We start from the raw sequence: 21,414 nt of genomic DNA on the forward strand, positions 1-21,414 counted from the left end.
GACTGGTGTTCCGGGCCGTTCTTGCCGAACGGCCCGGAACACTTAAGCCTAGGCGATGCGGTCGATGATGAGCTGATGTGCCGGGCGTGACCCCTCGGGCGCGATCACAACGGCATCCTGGAGCGCTTCCTTGGCCCGTTCAAACTTCCCGGGAGTGTCCGTCAGGAGTGTCATCAGAGGCTCCCCCGCACGGACCAATGCGCCCGGTTTGGCGTGCATGCGGACACCGGCACCGGCTTGGACCTGGTCCTCCTTGCGGGCCCGCCCGGCGCCCAGGCGCCAGGCCGCAACACCGACAGAAAGCGCATCCAGTTCCACCAGGACACCGTCCGCGGGAGCATAGACAACCTCGCATTCCTTGGCCACCGGCAGCGCAGCACGCGGGTCGCCACCCTGTGCTTCGATCATCCGGTTCCAGACATCCATGGCACGGCCGTCCTTCAAGGCAGCCGCGGGGTCGGCGTCGTGGATGCCGGCGCCGGCCAGCATCTCCTCAGCCAGGCGGACGGTCAGTTCGACGACGTCTTCCGGGCCGCCGCCGGCAAGGACCTCCACGGATTCCTCAACTTCGATCGCGTTTCCGGCGGTCAAACCCAACGGCGTGGACATATCTGTCATCAGGGCGACGGTGTGCACACCGGCATCCTTGCCCAGGGCCACCATGGTCTCGGCAAGCTCGCGGGCCCGGGCCTCATCCTTCATGAAGGCACCGGAACCCACCTTGACGTCCAGCACCAAGGAGCCCGTGCCTTCGGCGATCTTCTTGCTCATGATCGAGGAAGCAATCAACGGGATCGCCTCCACCGTGCCCGTGACGTCACGCAGCGCGTAGAGCTTCTTGTCGGCAGGAGCCAGCCCGGAACCTGCCGCGCAGATGACTGCACCCACGTCCTGGAGCTGGGCCATGATCTCGTCGTTGCTCAGGTTGGCGCGCCACCCGGGGATGGCTTCGAGCTTGTCCAACGTTCCACCCGTGTGGCCCAGCCCGCGGCCTGAGAGCTGAGGAACTGCGACGCCGAACACGGCAACGAGCGGCGCCAGGGGGAGCGTGATCTTGTCCCCGACCCCACCGGTGGAGTGTTTGTCGCTGGTAGCCTTGCGTCCGCCGTCGGGCCTTGTCAGGGACGAAAAGTCCATCCGCTCGCCCGAGGCGATCATGGCGGACGTCCACCGCGAAATTTCGGCGCGGTCCATTCCGTTGAGCAGGATGGCCATGTTCAGCGCGGCCATTTGTTCCTCGGCGATGACACCCCGGGTGTAGGCATCAATGGTCCAGTCGATCTGCTCGGGAGTGAGGGTGCCTTTGTCGCGCTTGATGGAGATGATCTGGACGGCGTCGAACGCTTCAGTGTTGGTCACGTGGTTTCCTCCAGGTTTTCGGGACCGAAGGCATCAGGGAGCACCTGGTCCATGGTTTTGATTCCCTGCGTGGTCATGAGCTGCATGCCGGGCGCCCGGAACTCGTAGAGCAACTGGCGGCACCGGCCGCACGGCATGAGGACGTTGCCCTGCCCGTCCACGCAATAGAACGCGGCGAGCCGGCCACCGCCTGTCATGTGAAGCTGCCCAACAAGTGCGCATTCGGCGCAGAGGGTCAGCCCGTAGCTGGCGTTCTCCACATTGCAGCCAGTAACGATCCGACCGTCCTCGGTGAGGGCCGCAGCGCCCACCGGGAACTTGGAGTAGGGCGCATAGGCGTGGCGCATGGCCTGCTGTGCTGCCGCTTCCAGCGCCTGCCAATCGATGTCATCCGCAGGCATCGTCAACCCTTCACGTACGGTATGCCGCTTGCGGCCGGTGGCCGCGACTTACCCACCAAACCGGCGACGGCGAAGATGGTCACCAAGTACGGCAGCATGGCCATGAACTGGCTGGGCACCGGTGTACCGATGATGCCCAGGATGGATTGCAGGTTGTACGCGAAGCCGAACAGCAGCGATGCCAGGAACGCGCCGATCGGGTTCCACCGGCCAAAGATCAAGGCTGCCAAGGCGATGAAGCCTCGGCCGCCGGAGATGTCCTTGGTGAAGGAATCGATGGTCACCAGAGTGAAGACTGCGCCACCGATACCTGCGATGGCACCACCCAGGGTGACGTTCCAGAAGCGGGTGGCGTTGACATTGATACCCAGGGTGTCGGCAGCCTGCGGGTGCTCGCCGACGGCGCGGACCCGCAGGCCCCACCGGGTCTTGAACAGGCCGAACCACACCACGGCCACGGCAATGTACATGAGGTAGCCGGCAATGGACTGCTCAAACAGGATGGGCCCGATGATGGGGATGTCCGAGAGCAGCGGGATCGGCAGGATGTCCAGGCGCCCCGGGGTGTTGAACTGCTCCTTGTTGGGGACCATCAGCGTGCCGTAAAGGAAGCCGGTGAGGCCGGAGACCAGCACGTTGAGGACAACGCCCACAATGATCTGGTTGACCAGGTATTTGATGCTGAAGACCGCCAGGACCATGGAGACTGCGGCACCGGCAGCAGCCGCCGCGATCAGGCCGATATAGGGGCTGCCCGTCATGGTGGCTACCAGCGCGGCGGTGAAGGCGCCGCCCAGGAGTTGTCCCTCAATGGCGATGTTCACCACGCCCACGCGCTCACACAACACGCCTGACAATGAACCGAAGACCAGAGGTACGGCCAGTGTTACCGACCCCGCTACGAGGCCTGCCAGCGAAATGGACGGCTGCCGTGCGCCGGCCACGATCCAGACGAGCAACGCGAACACGAATACCACGGCAAAGGCAATGGGCAGCCACTTGGGTGAACGCTCCCCCTGCGTCCAGAGGTAGATGGAGTAGGCGGCCATAGCCAGCAGCAGGATGCCGAAGACCACCCCGCCCACCTGCCCCGGAATCATGAGCGCCGGGACGGCGACGGCGTCACCGGCGTCGCTGATCTTCATCTCGGCTGTCTGGTCCGGACCCAGGAAGCCGAAGAAGACCAAGGCTATGAGGGCAAGGATGCCGAGCGAGAGCGGGACTTTCATGGAAGGCCGGAACGCCGGCAGGGCCGTTGAACCCGACTTCGGAGCGGTGGTTGTCGCGCTCATTTGGCACCTCCGGAGGCGTTGACGAGGGCAGCCTTGGGAGCCGCCTTAGGTGTCTTGTTCTTCTTCTTGGGTTCAAGCCGGAAAATCGACCGGATGAGTGGAGGTGCCGCGATGAAGAGCACGATCAAGGACTGCACCACCAGCACGATGTCGATGGGCGTTCCCGTCTGGATCTGCATCTGCACTGCCCCTGCGCGGAAGGCTCCGAACAGCAGGCCGGCGAAGAACGTCCCCCACGGCGTGCTGCGTCCCAGCAGGGCAACCGTGATGGCGTCGAAGCCGATCTGGGCAGCGACGCCGCCGGTCAGCACCTTTTCCGTACCGGCAACCTGGGCAATACCGCCGAAAGCGGCGAGGGCACCGGCCATGGCCATCACCAGGATGGTGGCGCGGGATACCTTGACGCCGGCGGTCCGTGCAGCGATGGGGTTGGCGCCGACAGCACGGAATTCGAAGCCGATCGTGGACCGGTTCAACAGCCACCACACGCCGAAGGTCAGCGCTATGGCCACCAGGAATCCCACGTGGAGACGGGAGCCGGGGATGAGGACGGGATACGTTGCCGACTCGTCCAGGCGTGGCGAGATGGGGCTGTTGTCCCCCGGACGCCGGAACGCAGCAGTGTTCAGCAGGAAGTCCAGCAGGAACAAGGCCACGTAGTTCAGCATGATGGTGACGATCACCTCGTGTGCACCGGTCCGTGCTTTGAGGATGCCAACGATGGCACCCCAAAGTGCACCACCCAGGACCCCCATGATGATGACCACCAGCAGGTGCAGGCCGAACGGCAAGTGCCAGGCGAACCCTGCGTAGGCAGCCAGCGTGGCGCTGATGATGATCTGTCCCTGTGCGCCGATGTTGAACAGGCCGGCGCGGAAGGCCAAGGCAACACCAAGGCCTGCACAGATCAGCGGGGTTGCCACCGTCATGGTTTCAAGCAGCGGCTGCAGTCCCTGCCGGGGGTTGAAGATCGACCCCTGGAAAAGGGCAACATAGCTCTCGGTCATGGCAGACCACAACGCGCTGAGGAAGTCCGTGGGCCGGGCGAACAAGTAGCCTGCGGTTTTGGCAACCTGGGCGTCCGTGCTGGCAATCAGCAGGCCACCCAGGAACAGTGCCACGATGACGGCCAGGACGGACACGAAGCCGTTGCCCATCACGATGCGGCGCATAAGGCTGCCCTGCTGAGCTCCGGAATCGCCGCTTTGGGAAGACACCGGAACGATGGATGGTTCCAGCATGCCTCCCGCGGTATCAAGTGAGACATCTGCCGCACGGAGGTCCGCTGTGGACTGGTCCTCAGCGGGCAGGGCGGGTGTTGGTTCGCTCTTGGACTGATCCTTCTCAGTCATCAGAGCCTCCTTCCGGGCCGACGCCGGCCATCATCAAGCCAAGGGTGTCGCGGGGCGTTCCGGCGGGGACGATGCCCACGAGCTTGCCCTTGTAGAGCACGGCAATCCGGTCCGCGAGTTCGATGACCTCATCAAGTTCAGTGGAAACGATCATGACCGGCGTACCGACGTCGCGTTCGGCAACGATGCGCTTGTGCAGGAACTCGATGGAGCCGACATCCACGCCACGGGTCGGCTGGCTCGCGATGAACAACCGCAAGGGCCTGGACAGCTCCCGCGCCATGACCACTTTCTGCTGGTTGCCGCCGGACAGTGTTCCAGCGGCCGACCCCGCAGAGGGAGTCCGGATATCGAATTCTTCGATCTTGGCCTTGGCATGTTCAGCAACCTTGGCCGGCTTCATGCTGATGCCGCTGGCAAAAGGTGCTTGGTCATACAGGTCAAGCACCAGGTTTTCGGCGACCGAGAAAGGTCCAACCAGTCCATCCACGGTGCGGTCCTCTGGAACAAAGCCGACGCCCGAACGCAGCACTTCCTTGACCGGAAGGCCCAGCAGTTGCTTGCCGTCCAGGGTCACCGAACCTGTGACGTGCTCCTGCACGCCCAGGATGGCTTCGGTCAGTTCCGTTTGGCCATTGCCTTGGACACCCGCGACGGCGAGGATCTCACCTTGGGCGATGTCGAAGCTGATCCCGTCCACCACGTTGGTGCCGTTGGCAGCGCGGACCGTCAGGTTTTCCACCACGAATGTGGTTTCCTTCGGCTGCGCGGGTGCCTTGTCCAGGCTCAGGCTGACAGGGCGGCCCACCATCATGGATGCCAGTTCGGTGGCGGAGGCCGTGGGAGGCGCATCCCCCACTACTTTGCCGCGGCGAATGACGGTGATGACGTCGGAGACAGCCTTCACCTCACGCAGCTTGTGCGAGATGAAGACGATGGACGTGCCACCGGCTTTGAGCTGCCGCATGATGTCCAGAAGTTCATCGGTTTCCTGCGGCGTCAGCACTGCGGTGGGCTCGTCCAGGATGAGGACCTTGGCTTCGCGGACCAGTGCCTTGATGATCTCGACACGTTGCTGGACGCCCACGGGCAGGTCCTCCACCAAGGCGTCGGGATCCACGTCAAAGCCGTATTTATCGGAGATTTCCCGGATCTTCTTCCGGGTTTCGTCCATGCTGAGCACACCGCCGAACGAGGTCGGCTCCGCGCCGAGGGCCACGTTTTCCGCCACCGTGAAGACGGGGACCAGCATGAAGTGCTGGTGCACCATGCCGATGCCGGCCGCCATGGCATCACCGGGGCCGCGGAAACTGATCGGCTGGTCATTGACCAGGATCTGGCCGGCTGTGGGCTCGTACAGCCCGTACAGCACGTTCATAAGGGTTGATTTTCCGGCACCGTTTTCGCCGAGAAGGCAATGGATCTGGCCGGATTCGACCACGAGGTCGATGTCTTGGTTGGCGTAGAAGGTCCCGAAGGCTTTCGAGATCCCCTTCAATTCGAGTTTCACAACTCCCACCGTTCTGTGAGTCCGAGGGACGGCTGTACTGCTCCAAAGCCACTGGCTTTGAGCCCAGCGTAGTCAGGGCAAAAACGCGCCGCCAGTACCGGGGCTCGGTACTGGCGGCGCGTCCAGGAATTGATTTACTTCTTGGGGCTCGCTGCCGATTCGACAACCAGCTTGCCGGAGACGATGTCAGCCTTCAGGGCATCGAGCTCGGACTTGGTTTCAGCGGTGACAGCGGAGTCAAGATCGTGGAACGGAGCGATGGCAACGCCATCGTTCTCCAAGGTGCCGACGTAGGCTGCGTTGTTGAACTTGCCTTCCGTGTCATCCTTCACCACGGCTTCAACAGCTTCGCCCATCTGCTTGACCACGGAGGTCAGCATGAGGTCCTTGTACTCAGGAGCGGTGAGGTAGCCATCGGAGTCAACCCAGATGAGCTTGACGTCCTTGCCGGCTGCCTTGGCTTCCTTCAGCGCAGCGCCTGCGCCCTTACCAACAGGTCCGGCGACAGGCATGATGATGTCCGCGCCCTGGTCCAGCAGGTTGATGGTGACCTGCTTGCCCGTGTCCTGCTTCTCGAAGTCACCCGTGAACGAACCGTCCTGGGTGGTCTTGTCCCAGCCAACAACCTGGACGGTCTTGTTCTTGGCCTTGTTGTAGGCCTGGACGCCGTCGTAGAAGCCGTCCATGAAGATGGTGACCGTGGGGATCTTGATGCCGCCGAAGGTACCTACCTTGCCGGTCTTGGAGGTGGCCGCAGCCGCGTATCCGGCCAGGTAAGCCGCCTGCGCCGTGTCGTAGACGATCGGCTTGACGTTGGCGATCGGGGTCTCGTACGTGTAGTCGACGATCGCGAAGTGCTTGTCGGTGTTCTTCTCGGCGGCGGCCTTGGTGGCATCGCCCAGGAGGAAGCCAACGGTCACCGTGAGGTTGCAGCCGGCGGAGATCATGCCGTTGAGGTTGGTTTCGAAGTCGCTGTTGGCCTTCGACTCGGCCGACTTCACCGTGATGCCCAAATCCGTCTCGGCCTTCTTGAGGCCTTCGAACGAGGACTGGTTGAAGGACTGGTCATCGAATCCGCCGGAGTCGGACACGATGCATCCAACAAAGTCGCTCTTGGTAGCGGTGCCGGATCCGGCGTCGGGGGCCTGCCCGCAGCCGGTCAGCAGGAGCGCTGCTGCGCCGACTGTGGCAACACCGGCCATTGAACCGCGCTTCAGGGTGGCACGCAGTGGTTTCTTCAATTTTCCTCCAGGAAGAAAGTGTTTGGCGCTACGACGGATGGTCAATGAGTGTCCGTTTCCTATACCTGAGGCAGAAATTCTGTTTTCACTGATGCTCGCAGCTGCGCCGAAGCGCATTGATGAAACCCACACTAGTGGCCTGGAACACACCCAGCTACCACAATTGATCACTCCAGGTCAGATTGTTGACCTTTTGTTACCAAGCAGTAGCTGGGTGCGCAAGTCACACGCGATTCACCAGTGGATCAGAGGCGGACAAGCATCTTTCCGGTGTTGGCGCCATCCAGGAGGTCGATGAAGGCCTGTGGTGCATTTTCCAAGCCGTCGACGATCGTTTCGTCATAGCTGACGCTGCCGTCGGCGAGCCAGCCGGCCATCTTCTGCGCGAATTCAGCGGCGTGCTGCCGTTGTCCACCCACCAGGAATCCGCGCAGTGTCAGCTGCTTGCCGATCGCCACGGCCAGGTTCCTTGGCGCCACCGGGGGCTCGGTGGAGTTGTACTGCGCAATGGCTCCACACATGGCAACCCGGCCACCGACGGTGAGGGTGGCCAACGCGGCTTCCAAGTGCTCCCCGCCGACGTTGTCGAAGTACACATCGATGCCGCGCTCCCCCGCAGCTGCCTTCAGCTGCTCCAGCACGGGCGCATCGTTGTAGTTGAAGGCAGCATCAAATCCAAGCTCCAGCAGCCGGGCTACCTTCTCCGGCGATCCTGCACTGCCGATGACCTTGGAGGCGCCCATGGCCTTGGCGATCTGGCCCACCATTGAGCCGACTGCACCTGCCGCGCCGGAGACGAACACCACGTCGCCTTCCTTGAACTCTGCCACCTTGAGCAGTCCGGCATAGGCAGTCAGGCCGGTCATGCCCAGGGCGCCAAGGAACGCGGAGGTTGGGGCCAGTCCCGACGGAACCGGAGTGGTTGCCGCGGCGTCCACTACGGCGTGCTCACGCCAGCCGAGTTGATGCACGACGACGTCACCCACCTTGTGCGCGTCGGACCGGGACGCGATGACCTCACCTACCGCACCGCCGTCGAGCGCTGCATCGAGGCGGAACGGCGCCGAGTAGGACTTGACGTCGTTCATGCGGCCACGCATGTAGGGGTCCACTGACATGAACTGGTTCTTCACCAGGAGCTGTCCCTCGGCGAGCTCGGGGAGCTGCGCTGTTGCCAGCCGGAAATTCTCTGGAACCGGACGGCCCACCGGGCGGGAAGCAAGCTGGATTTCGCGGGTTTCGGTAGCGGCGGCGCTCATGCTGCGAACTCCACGAGCTTGAGGTCTACGGCCATGTTGCCGCGGGTGGCGTTGGAGTACGGGCAGATCTGGTGCGCCTTGACCATCAACTCTTCAGCGGTGGTGCGGTCCAGGGCAGGCAGCGCGATCTCGAGTTCTGCAGCCAGGCCGTAGCCTTCGCTGTCAGTCAGTGCACCGAAGTGGATCTTGGCGGCAACGGCGGAATCACTGAGGTCAACACGTTCCTTGCGGCCCACCAGGCGCAGCGCGGAGTGGAAGCAGGCTGCGTAGCCGGCGGCGAAGAGCTGCTCGGGGTTGGTGCCTTCACCGTTGCCACCGAGTTCCACGGGGCTGGCGAGTGCTACATCCAGTTTGCCGTCATTGGTGCGGGCGTTGCCGTCGCGGCCTTCGCCGGAGGCCAGTGCCTCGGCAGTGTAGAGAGTCTTCATGGTGTTTCCGTTTCTCTTCGGGAATGGACGTCTCGGGATTTTCCGGGAGTTTGTCAGAGTGAGCCGTTGAGGGCTTTCGTGAGCTTGCCGAGGGTGGCGTGGAGTTGTTCGATCTCACCGGCAGAAAGTCCGGCGGCGTCCGCGAGGCGCTGGGGCACAGCCTGGGCACGGTCGCTCAAGGCGGTCCCGGCGTCGGTCAAGATCACGTCCACGCGGCGCTCGTCCTCGGCGGAGCGGCGGCGTTCCACCAACCCCAGGCCCTCAAGGCGCTTCAGGAGCGGCGACAATGTGCCTGAATCAAGTCCCAGTTCGGCGCCGAGGTCGCGGACACTCCGCGGCTCCTGCTCCCACAGCACCAGCATCACCAGGTACTGCGGGTACGTCAGGCCAAGGTCCTCCAGCACGGGGCGGTAGACCGCCGTCGCGGCTTTGGACGCCGAATACAGCGCAAAGCAGACCTGGTGGCGGAGGCGGGGTGCATCACTCATGGATAAAACGATAGTGCACAATTCAATTGTGCACAACTTATCTGCGCCGACCGCACCCAACTGAGCCGCAGTTGGGCGCGTTTTGAGCGGTCAAAACGCGCTTGACTGCGGCTTGGTTGGGTCTACTGCTCGAGGTCGCGGATGGTGCGCAGGGCGGCGGCGGTCAGGACGCGGATGGCGTAGCCCAGGGCACGCTCATCCACGATGAAGTCACCACGGTGGAGATCGTATTCTTCGCCGCCGGGCGTGTGCGTGCCCAAGCGCATCATGGCACCTGGGAGGTCTGCCAGGAACCAGGCAAAGTCCTCGCCTCCCATGGACTGAGGCGTGAGCACCACAGCGTTTTCACCCAGCTCAGCGCGGGCGGAAGCTTCGATGAGGGCGGTCTCGTGCTCGGAGTTGACCACAGGCGGCACGCCACGGGTGTGTTCGAGGTGGACGTCCACGCCGTACGGCGCAGCAACTTGCCGGACGACGTCGTCCAGCAGCTCCCCCGCGCTGTGCCAGGCATCGCGGTCGAGGCAACGCATGGTGCCGGCCATGTAACCGGAGCCGGGGATGGCATTGGGGGCAGAGCCTGCGGAGATCTGGCCCCAGACAACGGACACGCCACTGCGGACGTCCACCCGGCGGGAAAGGACGGCCGGAACATTGACCGCTATTTGGGCCAGCGCAAACACAAGGTCCTCGGTCAGGTGTGGCCTGGACGTGTGGCCGCCCCGGCCGGACAGTTCAATCTTGATGGTGTCCGAGGCAGAGGTAATCGCCCCGATGCGGGTGCCGATCTGGCCCACGTTGATCCGGGGATCGCAGTGCAGCGCAAGGATGCGCGGCACCCCCTCAAGGACTCCCTGCTCAATGCAGGACAGCGCCCCACCCGGCATGGTTTCCTCTGCCGGCTGGAAGATGATCCGGACTGTGCCGCCCAGAGGATTGTTCTTGTGCATCCGCTGCAGCGTCAAGGCAATGCCGAGCATGGCGGTGGTGTGGACGTCGTGCCCGCAAGCATGGGTAACGCCATGGTTCTTCGAAGCGAAGGGCAGGCCGGTCTCCTCGATGATCGGCAGTGCGTCGATGTCGCCACGGAGGGCGGTGGCAATGGGGCCCTCGCCCACGTCAACCGTCAGCCCGGTCTCCTCCAGCCGCCGCGGCTTCAGTCCTGCCGCTTCGAGCCGCTCCACGAGTTTGTCCGTAGTGCGGAATTCCTTGAAGGAAAGTTCGGGGTGCGCATGGAGGTCACGCCGGAATTCGATGAGTCCGGGCAGCAGTTCATCAACCCAAGGACTCACAACGGGAGCGGGCTCGGTTTCAGTCGTGTAATTGCGCACGTCACAACTCTAGCCATCCGCGGCACGCAAAGAACGAAAGCCACCTCTTGGTTACGCTGCGTTCAGGTGCAGGACAACCAAAGAGGTGGCTCACGGTATAAGGAGCTGCGTTACAGCACGTCCGTATCGCCGCTGGCTTTGAGGGCGTCAACGGTCCCCTTGACCAGTTGCGCGTGTTCCTTGGTGGTGACCAGGAGCGCGTCCGGGGTGTCCACGATGACCACGTCCTTGATGCCGATCAGGGCGATGACGCGCTTGGTGTCGGAGACCACCACGCCGCTGGCATTCTCCGCGAACACACGGGCGCCTTCACCGAGCACGGTCACCTCGTCCACATCGCCTGCATTGTTGAGGCGGCCGATCGCGGCGAAGTCGCCAACGTCGTCCCAACGGAAAGTGCCAGGCACGACGGCGACATCGCCGGCTGCCGCTGCGGGCTCGGCCACGGCGTAGTCGATCGCGATCTTGGGCAATGTGGGCCACACACGCGCGGTGACTTCGGCGCGCTGGGGAGTGTCCCAGGCCTCTGCGATTTCCTGGAGGCCCTTGAACAGTTCGGGCTGGTTGGCTTCAAGGTGCTTCAGCATGAGCGCCACGGGAGCAACGAACATGCCCGCGTTCCAGACGTAGTCCCCTGCTTCTACATATTTATTGGCGACTTCCTGGCTTGGCTTCTCCACGAACTCAGCCACCGCCAGCGCATTCGGTGCGCCTTCCACGTTGAGGGCAGCGCCGGAACGGATGTAGCCAAAACCGGTGGAGGGGTGCGTGGGCTTAATGCCGATGGTGACGATCTTGCCCATGGCGGCCGTGTAGATGGCCTCGCGCACCGTTTCCTGGAAAAGATGGTCCGGGCTGATGACTTGGTCCGCTGCGAAGGAGCCCATGATGGTGTCCGGGTCGCGGCGGTACAGGATGGCAGCGGCCAGTCCAATCGCAGCACCGGAGTCCTTGGGCTCGCTCTCGAGCACCAGTTCGTCGTCCCCGATTTCAGGGAGCTGGCGGCAAACAGCGGCACGGTGGGCCTCGCCTGTCACTACGAGCACCCGTTCACCGGCCAGCGGCTCCAGGCGGTCATAGGTGGCCCTCAACAACGTACTGCCGGAACCGGTCAGGTCGTGGAGGAACTTGGGCGCAGCGGCCCGCGAGAGCGGCCACAACCGGGTCCCCACACCGCCGGCCGGAATAACCGCATGGAAGCGGTTCATGGGCGATTCCGGGTATTTCGCGTCTTCTGTACTCACCGCAACACTTTATCCGACGCAAGCGCGAAGCCCCGCAGTACGCCACGCATGTGGCGTTCGTCTCAGGGACTGGGCAAAATCGCCTGAATACTGGCAGGAAACATGGAATTAACAAGGAGAGAAGCCCGTCCTAAATTGAATATGCTGTGAGCGAAGCCTAGATTTAGGCGTGAGCTACGAGTGCTCTCGCAGCAGGCGTTCCCCCCGCGTGGATCCCATGCCAGCGCCGCTGTGTTGCAGGAAGGTTTAATCAGTGCCGACAAAACCAGCTGGCACCTTGTACCGCGGCCGTGAAGGCATGTGGTCCTGGGTTGGACATCGTATTACCGGTGTAGTGATCTTTTTCTTCTTGTTGGTCCATGTGTTGGACACCTCATTGGTGCGCGTGTCCCCTGAGGCCTACACGGCCGTCATTGGTGCTTACAAGAACCCCCTCATGGCCCTGGGGGAAACGGGCCTGGTCGCTGCGATCATTTTCCACGCCTTCAACGGCCTGCGCGTGATTGCCATCGACTTCTGGAAGAAGGGCGCCAAGTACCAGCGCCAGATGCTGTGGATCGTGCTTGCGCTGTGGCTGGTCACGTTCGCCGGCTTCGCCATCCGCCACCTTTCCCTCGCGCTGGGAGGCCACTAAGCCATGACAACCATCGAATCCCCGCGCAGCGGAAAAATCGCCCCGAAGTACAACCGCACCGGCTCCAGCCGCGGCAACTTCGAGATGATCGCCTGGCTCTTCATGCGCCTCTCCGGCATCGTCCTGGTGGTGCTGATCTTCGGCCACCTCTTCGTGAACCTGCTGGTAGGCGAAGGCATCCACGCGATCGACTTCGGCTTTGTTGCCGGCAAGTGGGCAGATCCGTTCTGGCAGTTCTGGGACCTCGCCATGCTGTGGCTTGCCATGCTGCACGGAACCAACGGCGTCCGCACCATCATCAACGACTACGCCGAGAAGGATTCCACGCGCTTCTGGCTCAAGATGGTCCTCTACGCGGCCACCCTGGTCATCATCATCCTGGGCACGCTGGTGATCTTCACCTTCAACCCGTGCCCTGTTGTTGACGGCGTTCAGCTTCCTGGCGGATTCTGCCCGGCCCCGTAGCAGCGTTTCCGGTGGCTCTGCGGAGTGAACCGGTTCGCCTGACGTAGCGGAGCAGCCTCCGCAGACCATCTGAATTTTGAAAGAGAGAGCATCTGGTATGCAGGTCCATAAGTACGACGTCGTTATTGTCGGTGCAGGTGGCGCCGGCATGCGCGCCGCGATCGAGTCCGGTCAGCGCGCACGCACAGCGGTACTGACCAAGCTCTACCCCACCCGTTCGCACACCGGTGCAGCCCAGGGTGGAATGTGTGCAGCACTGGCCAACGTCGAAGAAGACAACTGGGAATGGCACACCTTTGACACCATCAAGGGTGGCGACTACCTGGTTGACCAGGACGCAGCCGAGGTCATGGCGAAGGAAGCCATCGACGCCGTGCTGGACCTGGAAAAGATGGGCCTGCCGTTCAACCGCACGCCCGAAGGCCGCATTGACCAGCGCCGTTTCGGTGGCCACACCCGTGACCACGGCAAGGCTCCCGTCCGCCGTGCTTGTTATGCAGCCGACCGTACGGGCCACATGATCCTGCAGACGCTGTACCAAAACTGCGTCAAGCACAACGTTGAGTTCTACAACGAGTACTACGTTCTGGACCTGCTGATCGTCGAAGAAGACGCAGTGCGCGAAGACGGTACCCCGTACAAGCAGAAGCGCGTTGCCGGCGTGGTCTCCTACGACCTCGCTTCCGGCGAACTTCACGTCTTCCAGGCCAAGTCCGTGGTGTTCGCCTCGGGCGGCGCCGGCAAGGTCTTCAAGACCACGTCCAACGCCCACACCCTCACGGGTGACGGCATGGGCATTGCCTTCCGCCGCGGCATCCCCCTGGAAGACATGGAGTTCTTCCAGTTCCACCCGACCGGCCTCGCCGGCCTGGGCATCCTCCTCACCGAGGGTGCACGTGGTGAAGGTGCCATCCTGCGCAACTCAGAGGGTGAGCGCTTCATGGAGCGCTACGCCCCCACCATCAAGGACCTCGCACCCCGTGACATCGTGGCCCGTGCCATGGCGAACGAAGTGCGCGAAGGCCGCGGTTGCGGCCCTAACAAGGACTATGTCCTCCTGGACCTGACCCACCTTGAGCCGGCTCACATCGAAGCCAAGCTTCCGGACATCACAGAGTTCGCCCGCACCTACCTTGGTGTGGAACCGTTCACCGATCCGGTTCCCGTGTTCCCCACGGCGCACTACGCCATGGGTGGCATCCCCACCAACATCACCACGGAAGTGCTCCAGGACAACGACACGATCGTCCCGGGCCTTTACGCAGCCGGTGAAGTTGCTTGTGTGTCCGTGCACGGCTCCAACCGCCTCGGCACCAACTCGCTCCTGGACATCAACGTGTTCGGCAAGCGCGCGGGCATCGCTGCTGCGGAGTACGCCAAGACGGCCGACTACGTCGAGCTGCCCGAGGACCCCGAGGCAATGACCCGCGGCATCCTGGACGGCCTGCTCACCGGCAACGGCACCGAGCGTGTTGCGCAGATCCGCAAGGAACTGCAGGACACCATGGACGCCAACATGCAGGTGTTCCGTACCAAGGAATCCCTGGAACAGGTCCTTCGCGACATCGCTTCCTTCGAGGAGCGGTACAAGCACGTCACCGTTCAGGACAAGGGCAAGCGCTTCAACCTTGACCTCCTGGAAGCCGTGGAACTGGGCTTCCTCCTGGACATGGCCAAGGTCATGACTGTTGGTGCACTGCACCGTGAAGAGTCCCGCGGCGGCCACTACCGCGAAGACTTCCCGGACCGCAATGACGAGAAGTTCATGAAGCACTCCATGGCCTACCTGGACACCTCCGTCACCGTCGACTCCTCGGCGGAATCCGTCGCGGGCATCCGTCTTGAGACGAAGCCCGTTATCTTCACCCGTTACGAGCCGATGGAGCGTAAGTACTAATGACGACCGAAATGGCAGAGCCCGCTTCCAAGATCGAGCTCCCGGCAAGTGTTGCCGGCGACGGTGAAATCCCCACGTTCCACATCACGCTCCGCGTGCGCCGCTACGATCCCGAAATTTCGGACGAGGCACGCTGGGATGACTACAAGCTGACCATGTATGGCACGGACCGCGTGTTGGATGCCCTCCACAAGGTCAAGTGGGAGATCGACGGCAGCGTTTCCTTCCGCCGCTCCTGCGCCCACGGTGTCTGTGGTTCAGACGCCATGCGCATCAACGGCCGCAACCGCCTCGCCTGCAAGACGCTGCTGAAGGACCTGGACACCACCAAGCCCATCACCGTCGAGCCGATCAAGGGCCTCCCCGTGGAGAAGGACCTGATCGTGGATATGGAACCCTTCTTCCAGTCCTTCCGCGAAGTCATGCCGTTCCTTATCAACAAGGGCCACGAGCCCACCAAGGAACGCCTGCAGTCCGTTGAGGACCGTGAGCGCTTTGATGACACCACCAAGTGCATCCTGTGCGCCGCTTGCACCTCATCCTGCCCGGTCTTCTGGACCGACGGCCAGTACTTTGGTCCGGCAGCGATCGTCAACGCGCACCGCTTCATCTTCGATTCCCGTGATGATGCCGGCGACATGCGCCTTGAGATCCTCAACGACAAAGAAGGCGTGTGGCGCTGCCGCACCACCTTCAACTGCTCGGAAGCCTGCCCCCGTGGCATCCAGGTGACCCAGGCAATCGCAGAGGTCAAGCAGGCCATCCTGTCCCGCAAGATCTAGTTCGCGTTTCGTACAAGAACAACCACGACGACGGCGCCACTCACCACTGCTGGTGAGGGGCGCCGTCGTCGTTAACCAAGTGTCGAAGCCAGCCGCCGCCGGATCCGTCACGGAAAACGCCACCGCAATGCAAGGAGATCAGCGTGTCACGCTCTGAAAAGATCAGCTTCACGGGAAGTACCGGCGACACCCTGGCCGGCATCGTGGACGTCCCGGAAGGGCCCGTCCGCGGCTGGGGCTTGTACTCACACGGACTGACCCTCGGCAAGGACAGCCCCGCCGCTTCCCGCATCTGCAAGGGATTGGCTGAGCAGGGCGTCGGCATGCTGCGTTTCGACAACCTGGGTTTGGGCGGTTCTGCCGGTGAATGGTCAGCGGGATCGTTCAGCGTGAAGGTGGCCGACACCATCCTGGCCGCAGAGTTCATGAGGGAGCAGGGCCGGGGAATCTCCTTGCTGGTGGGCCACTCCTTCGGCGGTGCAGCCGTGTTGGCCGCAGCCCGCGACGTCCCTGGCCTGAACGCCGTGGTGACCGTTGCCGCACCGTACGAGCCCAAGCACGTCGAGCACATGTTCGACACGGAGATTGAGGACATCCTGCGCGACGGCAGCGCCGTGGTTGACCTCGGCGGACGTCCCATGGAGGTACGCCGCCACTTTGTGGAGGACGTGGAACGCGCCGACTTGCGCGACTGCATCCGCACCCTTCACAAGCCGCTGATGGTGATGCACTCCCCCACCGACAACACCGTGGGGATCGACAACGCCAGCGAGATCTTCCGTACGGCCCGGCACCCCCGGAGTTTCATCTCCCTGGAGGGCAGCGAGCATCTCCTTACCGGAAAGGGCCAGGCCGCACGGGTTGCGCGCATCATCGGAGCGTGGGCGGACCCCTACCTGGAAGTCAGCTAGGTCCGCGACGCCGGCTGAGGGCCCAGCCGCCCATGTAGGTAACAGCAAACGCTCCACTGACGCCTCAGTGGAGCATTTGCTGTCACCTAGTTGGGTACTACTTGCCGATGGCCGCTTTACTCTCGCTCAGCCACTGCTCTGCTGCCTTCTCCGGGCTCAACCGCTTGAAGAGGACTTCGGTGTTGATGCGGGCCGTGATCTCGGAGACCGCCGTGGAACCGGTGGGACCGATGAACGTTGGCGCGAAGTCCATCTTGCCGATCTGGTCGATATAGGCGGCTTCCACTTTTCCCTGGGGCGTCAGGAGGTCCTGGATGGCCGTGCGCATGCCGGAGTTGCTGGGCACCCCGCGGTCGCTCTGGATGATTTTTGCTGCGGCCTCATTGTTCACCAGGAAACTGACCAGCTTGGCGGCAGCATCCGCGTGCTTGCTCCGGGCTGAAATGGTGTAGAACTGCGAAGACTGGAGCCAGATCCCGGGTGTGGGCGTCTCGCCGGGCAGTTTGAGCAGTTTCAAGTCTGCACCGGAGGCCTTGCTGAGGGCAGTCAGTGAGTTGGTCCAGGTCAACATCATGCCGGCCTGCCCCATGCCCATGAGTGTCTGCTCGGTGCTGACGTTGAGCTTCTCCACCGTCTCCGAGGCGCTGGGAGCGGCGCCTGATTCACTGAGTTTCATCGAGAAATCGAAATAATCCCGCACGGTGTCCTTGTCCAGACCCAACTGGCCGTCCTGGGTATAGAGGGACTTCCCGCGCTGTCGGGCGAAGGCATCCAGCGAGTCATGCGTCAGGACGGTAGCGGTGCCGTAGGTCCCCTTGGGACTCTTGGCTGTGATGTCCTCTGCCGTCTTGGCGAAATCGTCCCAGGACCATTTGCTGTCATCCGGCAAGGCAACACCCGCAGCCTGGAACACGGCAGGGTTGACGACGATGGCCAGGGCGTTGGCACCGGTGGAGACGCCGTACTGCTTGCCCTGGACCTGCCCATTTTCCAGTGCTCCCTGGTCCATCTTGGACAGATCCAGCGAACCCTCCACCTTGGACAGATCCAGGAGGGCGCCACGGTTGGCGTACTCGGCCGGGTAGGCGCCACCCATGGTGATGACGTCAGGGGCATCGTTGGCTGCAACTTGGGTTGCCAGCTTGTCGAAGTAGCCGCCGATGTCGCCGTATTCCGGCTTGACCTTGATATTGGGGTTGGCCGCCTCGAATTCCTTGATGGCCTTGTTGGTGAGGTCGGCCCGGGTGGCGTTGCCCCACCACGAGAACCTGATCTCCACTGGCCCATCTGCCGGCTGGTTGGAGGACGGGCTGGAGCAGGCCGCAGTGAGGCCCAGCATGCTGACGGCTGCTACGAAAGCGATGGACTTACGGAGATGTCGGAGAGATTTACGCGTCATTGGGTAAGCTCCTTTCAGGCTCAAGAAAACGGTTCCTGAAACGTATCAAGGCGGTGTATATTCGTCAATAGTTTGGAATATGAACTATTTGGATCCGTCAAGGAGGACGCAGTGGACCTACGATTGAACCAGATCCAGATCCGGGACCCCTTCGTGCTGACCCAGCCCACGTCCGGCGATTATCTACTGTTCGGCAGCACGGACAAAAACATCTGGTCAGGACAGGCCACTGGATTCGACTGTTATCGAAGCAGCGACCTGCTCACCTGGCAGGGCCCCCTTGAGGCGTTCAGGCCGCCGCGCGGATTTTGGAGCCAGGAGCAGTACTGGGCCCCCGAAGTCCATGAGTACCAAGGGCGCTTCTTCATGTTCGCCACCTTCATTGCGCCCGGGCGCCTCCGCGGAACGCAGATACTGGCAGCAGACAAGCCCGAGGGTCCCTACGAACCATGGAGCGACGGTCCGGTCACGCCCGGAAATTGGCAATGCTTGGACGGCACGCTCCATGTGGACGACGACGGAACGCCGTGGTTGGTCTTCTGCCATGAATGGAAGCAGGTGCACGACGGCGCCATGATGGCCCAGCGCCTCGACCCGGACCTGCGCAGCGCCAAGGGCGTGCCGGTGTTCCTTTTCAGCGCATCGGAGGCTCCTTGGTCCCGCGCCCTTGATGTCCCATCCGTCCGGGACCGCGGGTTTCCTGTGTATGTCACCGATGGTCCGTTCCTCTTCCGGCTTTCAAGCGGAAAGCTCATCATGCTGTGGTCCAGCTTCGGTGACAACGGTTACGCCATGGGGATTGCCCGCAGCGAATCCGGGACAGTGCTGGGCCCCTGGAAGCAAGAGCCTGATCCTCTCTGGAGCGCAGATGGCGGCCATGGAATGATTGGCCGCCACCTGGACGGAAGCCTGTTCCTGACGTTGCACCAGCCAAACAAAACTCCCTACGAACGGGCAGCGTTCTTCCCGCTCCTTGAACTTGAGGACACCGTGACGCTCGCCGGCGTCATCCCTTCAGAAAGGCTGACATGAACCCGCCACACCCCGCTATTGATCGCAAGGCACTGGTCCGGCGGCACAACGTCCGGCAGCAGCAACTGGATCCTCGCAGCCCCGTCTCCGTCGGCAACGGCGAGTTCGCCTTCACAGTGGACCTCACCGGGCTGCAGTCATTACCTACCGACTACCCCGTGGGCGCACGTGATGACCTGCCACCCGGGACACTCCTGGGAACGCAAGCGCAGTGGGGCTGGCACTCCGTTCCACCACCCCACCCCTACCACCTCGCAGGATCCACCGTCCTTTACGATTCGCCCCGCGGCCCAGTCCCTTACGTGGACATGGTGGGTGACATCGTGAACGATCGTGAAACCGACACCTCCGTGGCGGAAACGTGGCTCAGGTCGAACGCGCACCGGCTGGACTTGGGGCGCATCGGCTTTCGCTGGCTGCAGGATGGCACCGAGCGTCCGTTGAATGCAGCGGACATCATTGACACGGAACAAACACTGGACCTCTGGACAGGAGCCATCACCAGCCTGTTCACAGTGGCAGGTCACCGGGTGAAAGTGACGACGGCGTGCCACCCGGACCGGGATGAGCTCGGCTTCCGTGTGGAGTCCACTGCGCTTGGTGCCGGATTGTTTGTCGGTGTCGGCTTCCCCTACGGGTCCGAGGCCTGGCATGACGCCGCGGACTGGGATCGACCGGAGGCCCACACCACCACGCTCAGTGGACCGTCACCAATGGGAAACAACGGATCCACAGCATGGACCGCCCAGCGCGAACTGGACGATTCCCGCTACGAGGTGGTGATCACTGGTCAGAGCCTGGCCGTGGTACAGGCCGGTCAGCATGATCTCCGCATCGCCCCGGCGTCGCCTGGAACACCGGGCAGCGATACGGTGCTGGACTTCTCCGTGGCGTTCGTGTCGGCCGGGGATGGCGACTGTATCCCGAGAGGCAACAACAGGCCAGCCAACCACGCCCATCAGCCGGACGGCCCTGCGGAGATGCGGACCGGCGTCGCACTTTCACCGGCACGTTCAATCTTCGAAGCATCCGCCGCCTACTGGCCGGAGTTCTGGTCCTCGGGCGGGGCGATCGAGCTCGATGCCACCGATGATCCGCGCGCCAAGGAATTGGAACGCCGGATTGTGTTGTCCCAATACCTCACGGCGATCAATTGCGCGGGTTCCTTGCCGCCGCAGGAAACGGGGCTCGTGTGCAACTCGTGGCGTGGCCGCTTCCATCTGGAGATGCACTGGTGGCATGCGGCCCACTTTGCGTACTGGAACCGTGTAGAGCTGCTCCTGCCGTCGTTGCGGTGGTACTCCACGGTGTTGGAGACTTCACGGCAGACAGCCAAAGCGCAAGGATTCGACGGCGTTCGCTGGCCCAAGCAGGTGGGGCCGGACGGGCGGGAGAGCCCCAGTCCGATCGGCACATTCCTCATATGGCAGCAGCCGCACCCCATCCACCTGGCCGAACTGGTGTACCGGGCCAACCCCAGCCGCGACGTCCTGGAAGAGTTCGCGGAGATCGTGTTTGAGACAGCTGCTTTCATGGCCGGCTTTGCCCACCCCACCTCGCGGGGATTCGAGCTGGGGCCACCCCTGATCCCGGCGCAGGAAAGCTACGGGTCCATCCGGTCCAAGGTCACCAACCCCACCTTCGAGCTGGCCTACTGGCAGTGGGGCCTGCGCACGGCTTCAGCGTGGCGGGAGCGGCTGGGCCTGGAACCGGTGCCTGGATGGTCCGACGTAGCAGAGGGCATGGTTCCTCCGCGGGTGATCGGCGGCGTGTACGCAGGGATCGATAGTGAACCCTTCACCATCCGCACCGACCATCCGTCCATGCTGTGCGCCCTTGGAGTCCTCCCGCTGACAGACATCATTGATCCGGAGATCATGCGGGCAACACTCTCGGACGTGCTGGCCGACTGGGACTGGGGCAGCACCTGGGGCTGGGATTACCCAGTGATGGCCATGACCGCAGCACGGCTCGAGGACCCGGAGGCCGCAGTGGATGCGCTCCTCCTCAGCGCGGGCAAGAACACGGTCCTGCCCAACGGGCACAACCGGCAGACGGACTCGTTGCCGCTCTACCTGCCAGGAAATGGTGGGCTGCTGGCCGCTGTCGCTCTCATGGCAGCTGGATGGGACAACGGTCCGGACCGCCACGCCCCCGGGTTTCCGGCCGACTGGACCGTGGCATGGGAAGGGCTGGTGCAAGCACCCTAGCCTCAGCCCAGGGGACACGCCCACTATCCCCGGCGCGGTCCCACTGCAGCCCCGACAAGTGCCCCCAGCCCCACCCCGATGAGGATGCCCAGGAAAGGGGACTTAAAGATCAGTTGCCCCACAATGAGACCAACGGCAGCCCCGAGGAGGCAGCCGATCCACAGTTGATTGTTCATGGCGCC

The 21,414-nt window shown here is 63.0% G+C and carries 20 protein-coding genes; 7 read left to right on the plus strand and 13 right to left on the minus strand.

Annotated elements, in window-relative coordinates:
• Positions 1-48: 48 nt before the first annotated feature.
• From WBN73_RS04130 to WBN73_RS04180, 11 genes are all read right to left on the minus strand, one after another.
• Positions 49-1,359, minus strand: a complete 1,311-nt coding sequence (locus tag WBN73_RS04130; RefSeq protein WP_337339521.1) for a thymidine phosphorylase — start codon at positions 1,357-1,359, stop codon at positions 49-51.
• Entirely contained in the window at positions 1,356-1,760 is a 405-nt protein-coding gene (locus WBN73_RS04135) for a cytidine deaminase (protein ID WP_207596771.1), read from the minus strand. The genes WBN73_RS04130 and WBN73_RS04135 overlap by 4 nt, the downstream gene beginning before the upstream one ends.
• A 2-nt stretch (positions 1,761-1,762) precedes the next feature.
• Positions 1,763-3,052 carry an ABC transporter permease gene (locus tag WBN73_RS04140; RefSeq protein ID WP_089594145.1) on the minus strand — a complete coding sequence of 430 codons (1,290 nt, stop codon included), beginning with the start codon at positions 3,050-3,052 and terminating at the stop codon, positions 1,763-1,765.
• Positions 3,049-4,404, minus strand: coding sequence for an ABC transporter permease (locus WBN73_RS04145; protein WP_207596770.1), 1,356 nt, complete (start codon positions 4,402-4,404; stop codon positions 3,049-3,051). Before WBN73_RS04145 ends, WBN73_RS04140 begins: the two co-directional genes overlap by 4 nt.
• Complete coding sequence (locus tag WBN73_RS04150) at positions 4,397-5,914, minus strand: ABC transporter ATP-binding protein (RefSeq protein ID WP_337339520.1); 1,518 nt, start codon at positions 5,912-5,914, stop codon at positions 4,397-4,399. The genes WBN73_RS04145 and WBN73_RS04150 overlap by 8 nt, the downstream gene beginning before the upstream one ends.
• A 134-nt stretch (positions 5,915-6,048) precedes the next feature.
• The gene (locus WBN73_RS04155) at positions 6,049-7,155 is read right to left on the minus strand and encodes a BMP family lipoprotein (protein WP_443193241.1); all 1,107 of its coding nucleotides are present in this window, start codon (positions 7,153-7,155) and stop codon (positions 6,049-6,051) included.
• Positions 7,156-7,400: 245 nt separating this feature from the next.
• A complete protein-coding gene (locus WBN73_RS04160) occupies positions 7,401-8,414 on the minus strand; it encodes an NADP-dependent oxidoreductase (RefSeq protein WP_337339519.1) in 1,014 nt (337 codons plus the stop codon).
• Positions 8,411-8,842, minus strand: a complete 432-nt coding sequence (locus tag WBN73_RS04165; protein ID WP_207596766.1) for an organic hydroperoxide resistance protein — start codon at positions 8,840-8,842, stop codon at positions 8,411-8,413. The genes WBN73_RS04160 and WBN73_RS04165 overlap by 4 nt, the downstream gene beginning before the upstream one ends.
• Positions 8,843-8,895: 53 nt before the next feature.
• Positions 8,896-9,330 carry a MarR family winged helix-turn-helix transcriptional regulator gene (locus tag WBN73_RS04170; protein ID WP_207596765.1) on the minus strand — a complete coding sequence of 145 codons (435 nt, stop codon included), beginning with the start codon at positions 9,328-9,330 and terminating at the stop codon, positions 8,896-8,898.
• Between the two features lie 122 nt (positions 9,331-9,452).
• The gene (locus tag WBN73_RS04175) at positions 9,453-10,658 is read right to left on the minus strand and encodes an amidohydrolase (protein WP_024820064.1); all 1,206 of its coding nucleotides are present in this window, start codon (positions 10,656-10,658) and stop codon (positions 9,453-9,455) included.
• Positions 10,659-10,768: 110 nt separating this feature from the next.
• Positions 10,769-11,866 (minus strand): mannose-1-phosphate guanylyltransferase, encoded by a 1,098-nt coding sequence (locus WBN73_RS04180; RefSeq protein WP_369746642.1) that lies wholly within the window; start codon positions 11,864-11,866, stop codon positions 10,769-10,771.
• Between the two features lie 289 nt (positions 11,867-12,155).
• Between WBN73_RS04180 and sdhC the strand changes: the two genes are divergently transcribed.
• From sdhC to WBN73_RS04205, 5 genes are all read left to right on the plus strand, one after another.
• Positions 12,156-12,536 (plus strand): succinate dehydrogenase, cytochrome b556 subunit, encoded by a 381-nt coding sequence (gene sdhC / locus WBN73_RS04185; protein ID WP_089594138.1) that lies wholly within the window; start codon positions 12,156-12,158, stop codon positions 12,534-12,536.
• A gap of 3 nt (positions 12,537-12,539) precedes the next feature.
• Entirely contained in the window at positions 12,540-13,001 is a 462-nt protein-coding gene (locus tag WBN73_RS04190) for a succinate dehydrogenase hydrophobic membrane anchor subunit (RefSeq protein ID WP_017197835.1), read from the plus strand.
• Between the two features lie 97 nt (positions 13,002-13,098).
• Positions 13,099-14,898 carry a succinate dehydrogenase flavoprotein subunit gene (sdhA, locus tag WBN73_RS04195; protein WP_207596763.1) on the plus strand — a complete coding sequence of 600 codons (1,800 nt, stop codon included), beginning with the start codon at positions 13,099-13,101 and terminating at the stop codon, positions 14,896-14,898.
• Complete coding sequence (locus tag WBN73_RS04200; RefSeq protein ID WP_026542862.1) at positions 14,898-15,680, plus strand: succinate dehydrogenase iron-sulfur subunit; 783 nt, start codon at positions 14,898-14,900, stop codon at positions 15,678-15,680. The genes sdhA and WBN73_RS04200 overlap by 1 nt, the downstream gene beginning before the upstream one ends.
• 143 nt (positions 15,681-15,823) lie before the next feature.
• Positions 15,824-16,591 (plus strand): alpha/beta hydrolase, encoded by a 768-nt coding sequence (locus WBN73_RS04205; RefSeq protein ID WP_089594135.1) that lies wholly within the window; start codon positions 15,824-15,826, stop codon positions 16,589-16,591.
• 97 nt (positions 16,592-16,688) lie between these two features.
• Here WBN73_RS04205 and WBN73_RS04210 read toward each other — a convergent pair whose 3' ends face one another.
• Positions 16,689-17,990: an ABC transporter substrate-binding protein gene (locus WBN73_RS04210; protein ID WP_337339518.1), complete on the minus strand. Its 1,302-nt coding sequence runs from the start codon at positions 17,988-17,990 to the stop codon at positions 16,689-16,691.
• A 111-nt stretch (positions 17,991-18,101) separates the two neighbouring features.
• On the opposite strand from WBN73_RS04210, the gene WBN73_RS04215 reads away from it, so the two are divergent.
• Both WBN73_RS04215 and WBN73_RS04220 read left to right on the plus strand, forming a co-directional pair.
• On the plus strand, positions 18,102-19,022 hold the full coding sequence (locus tag WBN73_RS04215) for a glycoside hydrolase family 43 protein (protein ID WP_337339517.1): 921 nt from the start codon (positions 18,102-18,104) through the stop codon (positions 19,020-19,022).
• A complete protein-coding gene (locus WBN73_RS04220; RefSeq protein WP_337339516.1) occupies positions 19,019-21,232 on the plus strand; it encodes a hypothetical protein in 2,214 nt (737 codons plus the stop codon). Before WBN73_RS04215 ends, WBN73_RS04220 begins: the two co-directional genes overlap by 4 nt.
• Before the next feature lie 23 nt (positions 21,233-21,255).
• On the opposite strand, the gene WBN73_RS04225 is transcribed toward WBN73_RS04220, so the two are convergent.
• The gene (locus WBN73_RS04225; RefSeq protein ID WP_280627428.1) at positions 21,256-21,408 is read right to left on the minus strand and encodes a glycine zipper domain-containing protein; all 153 of its coding nucleotides are present in this window, start codon (positions 21,406-21,408) and stop codon (positions 21,256-21,258) included.
• Positions 21,409-21,414 lie beyond the last annotated feature (6 nt).

It is taken from the genome of Paenarthrobacter sp. CCNWLY172, from assembly GCF_037402035.1.
GTDB lineage: Bacteria > Actinomycetota > Actinomycetes > Actinomycetales > Micrococcaceae > Arthrobacter.

What these genes read in the sequence shown, in the direction of transcription:
- WBN73_RS04145 (WP_207596770.1), bottom strand. Translation starts at nt 4,404, where the DNA reads ATGACTGAGAAGGATCAGTCCAAGAGCGAACCAACACCCGCCCTGCCC.
- WBN73_RS04170 (WP_207596765.1), bottom strand. Translation starts at nt 9,330, where the DNA reads ATGAGTGATGCACCCCGCCTCCGCCACCAGGTCTGCTTTGCGCTGTAT.
- WBN73_RS04160 (WP_337339519.1), bottom strand. Translation starts at nt 8,414, where the DNA reads ATGAGCGCCGCCGCTACCGAAACCCGCGAAATCCAGCTTGCTTCCCGC.
- WBN73_RS04135 (WP_207596771.1), bottom strand. Translation starts at nt 1,760, where the DNA reads ATGCCTGCGGATGACATCGATTGGCAGGCGCTGGAAGCGGCAGCACAG.
- WBN73_RS04220 (WP_337339516.1), top strand. Translation starts at nt 19,019, where the DNA reads ATGAACCCGCCACACCCCGCTATTGATCGCAAGGCACTGGTCCGGCGG.
- WBN73_RS04200 (WP_026542862.1), top strand. Translation starts at nt 14,898, where the DNA reads ATGACGACCGAAATGGCAGAGCCCGCTTCCAAGATCGAGCTCCCGGCA.
- WBN73_RS04180 (WP_369746642.1), bottom strand. Translation starts at nt 11,866, where the DNA reads ATGAACCGCTTCCATGCGGTTATTCCGGCCGGCGGTGTGGGGACCCGG.
- WBN73_RS04210 (WP_337339518.1), bottom strand. Translation starts at nt 17,990, where the DNA reads ATGACGCGTAAATCTCTCCGACATCTCCGTAAGTCCATCGCTTTCGTA.
- WBN73_RS04190 (WP_017197835.1), top strand. Translation starts at nt 12,540, where the DNA reads ATGACAACCATCGAATCCCCGCGCAGCGGAAAAATCGCCCCGAAGTAC.
- WBN73_RS04225 (WP_280627428.1), bottom strand. Translation starts at nt 21,408, where the DNA reads ATGAACAATCAACTGTGGATCGGCTGCCTCCTCGGGGCTGCCGTTGGT.
- sdhA (WP_207596763.1), top strand. Translation starts at nt 13,099, where the DNA reads ATGCAGGTCCATAAGTACGACGTCGTTATTGTCGGTGCAGGTGGCGCC.
- WBN73_RS04140 (WP_089594145.1), bottom strand. Translation starts at nt 3,052, where the DNA reads ATGAGCGCGACAACCACCGCTCCGAAGTCGGGTTCAACGGCCCTGCCG.
- WBN73_RS04165 (WP_207596766.1), bottom strand. Translation starts at nt 8,842, where the DNA reads ATGAAGACTCTCTACACTGCCGAGGCACTGGCCTCCGGCGAAGGCCGC.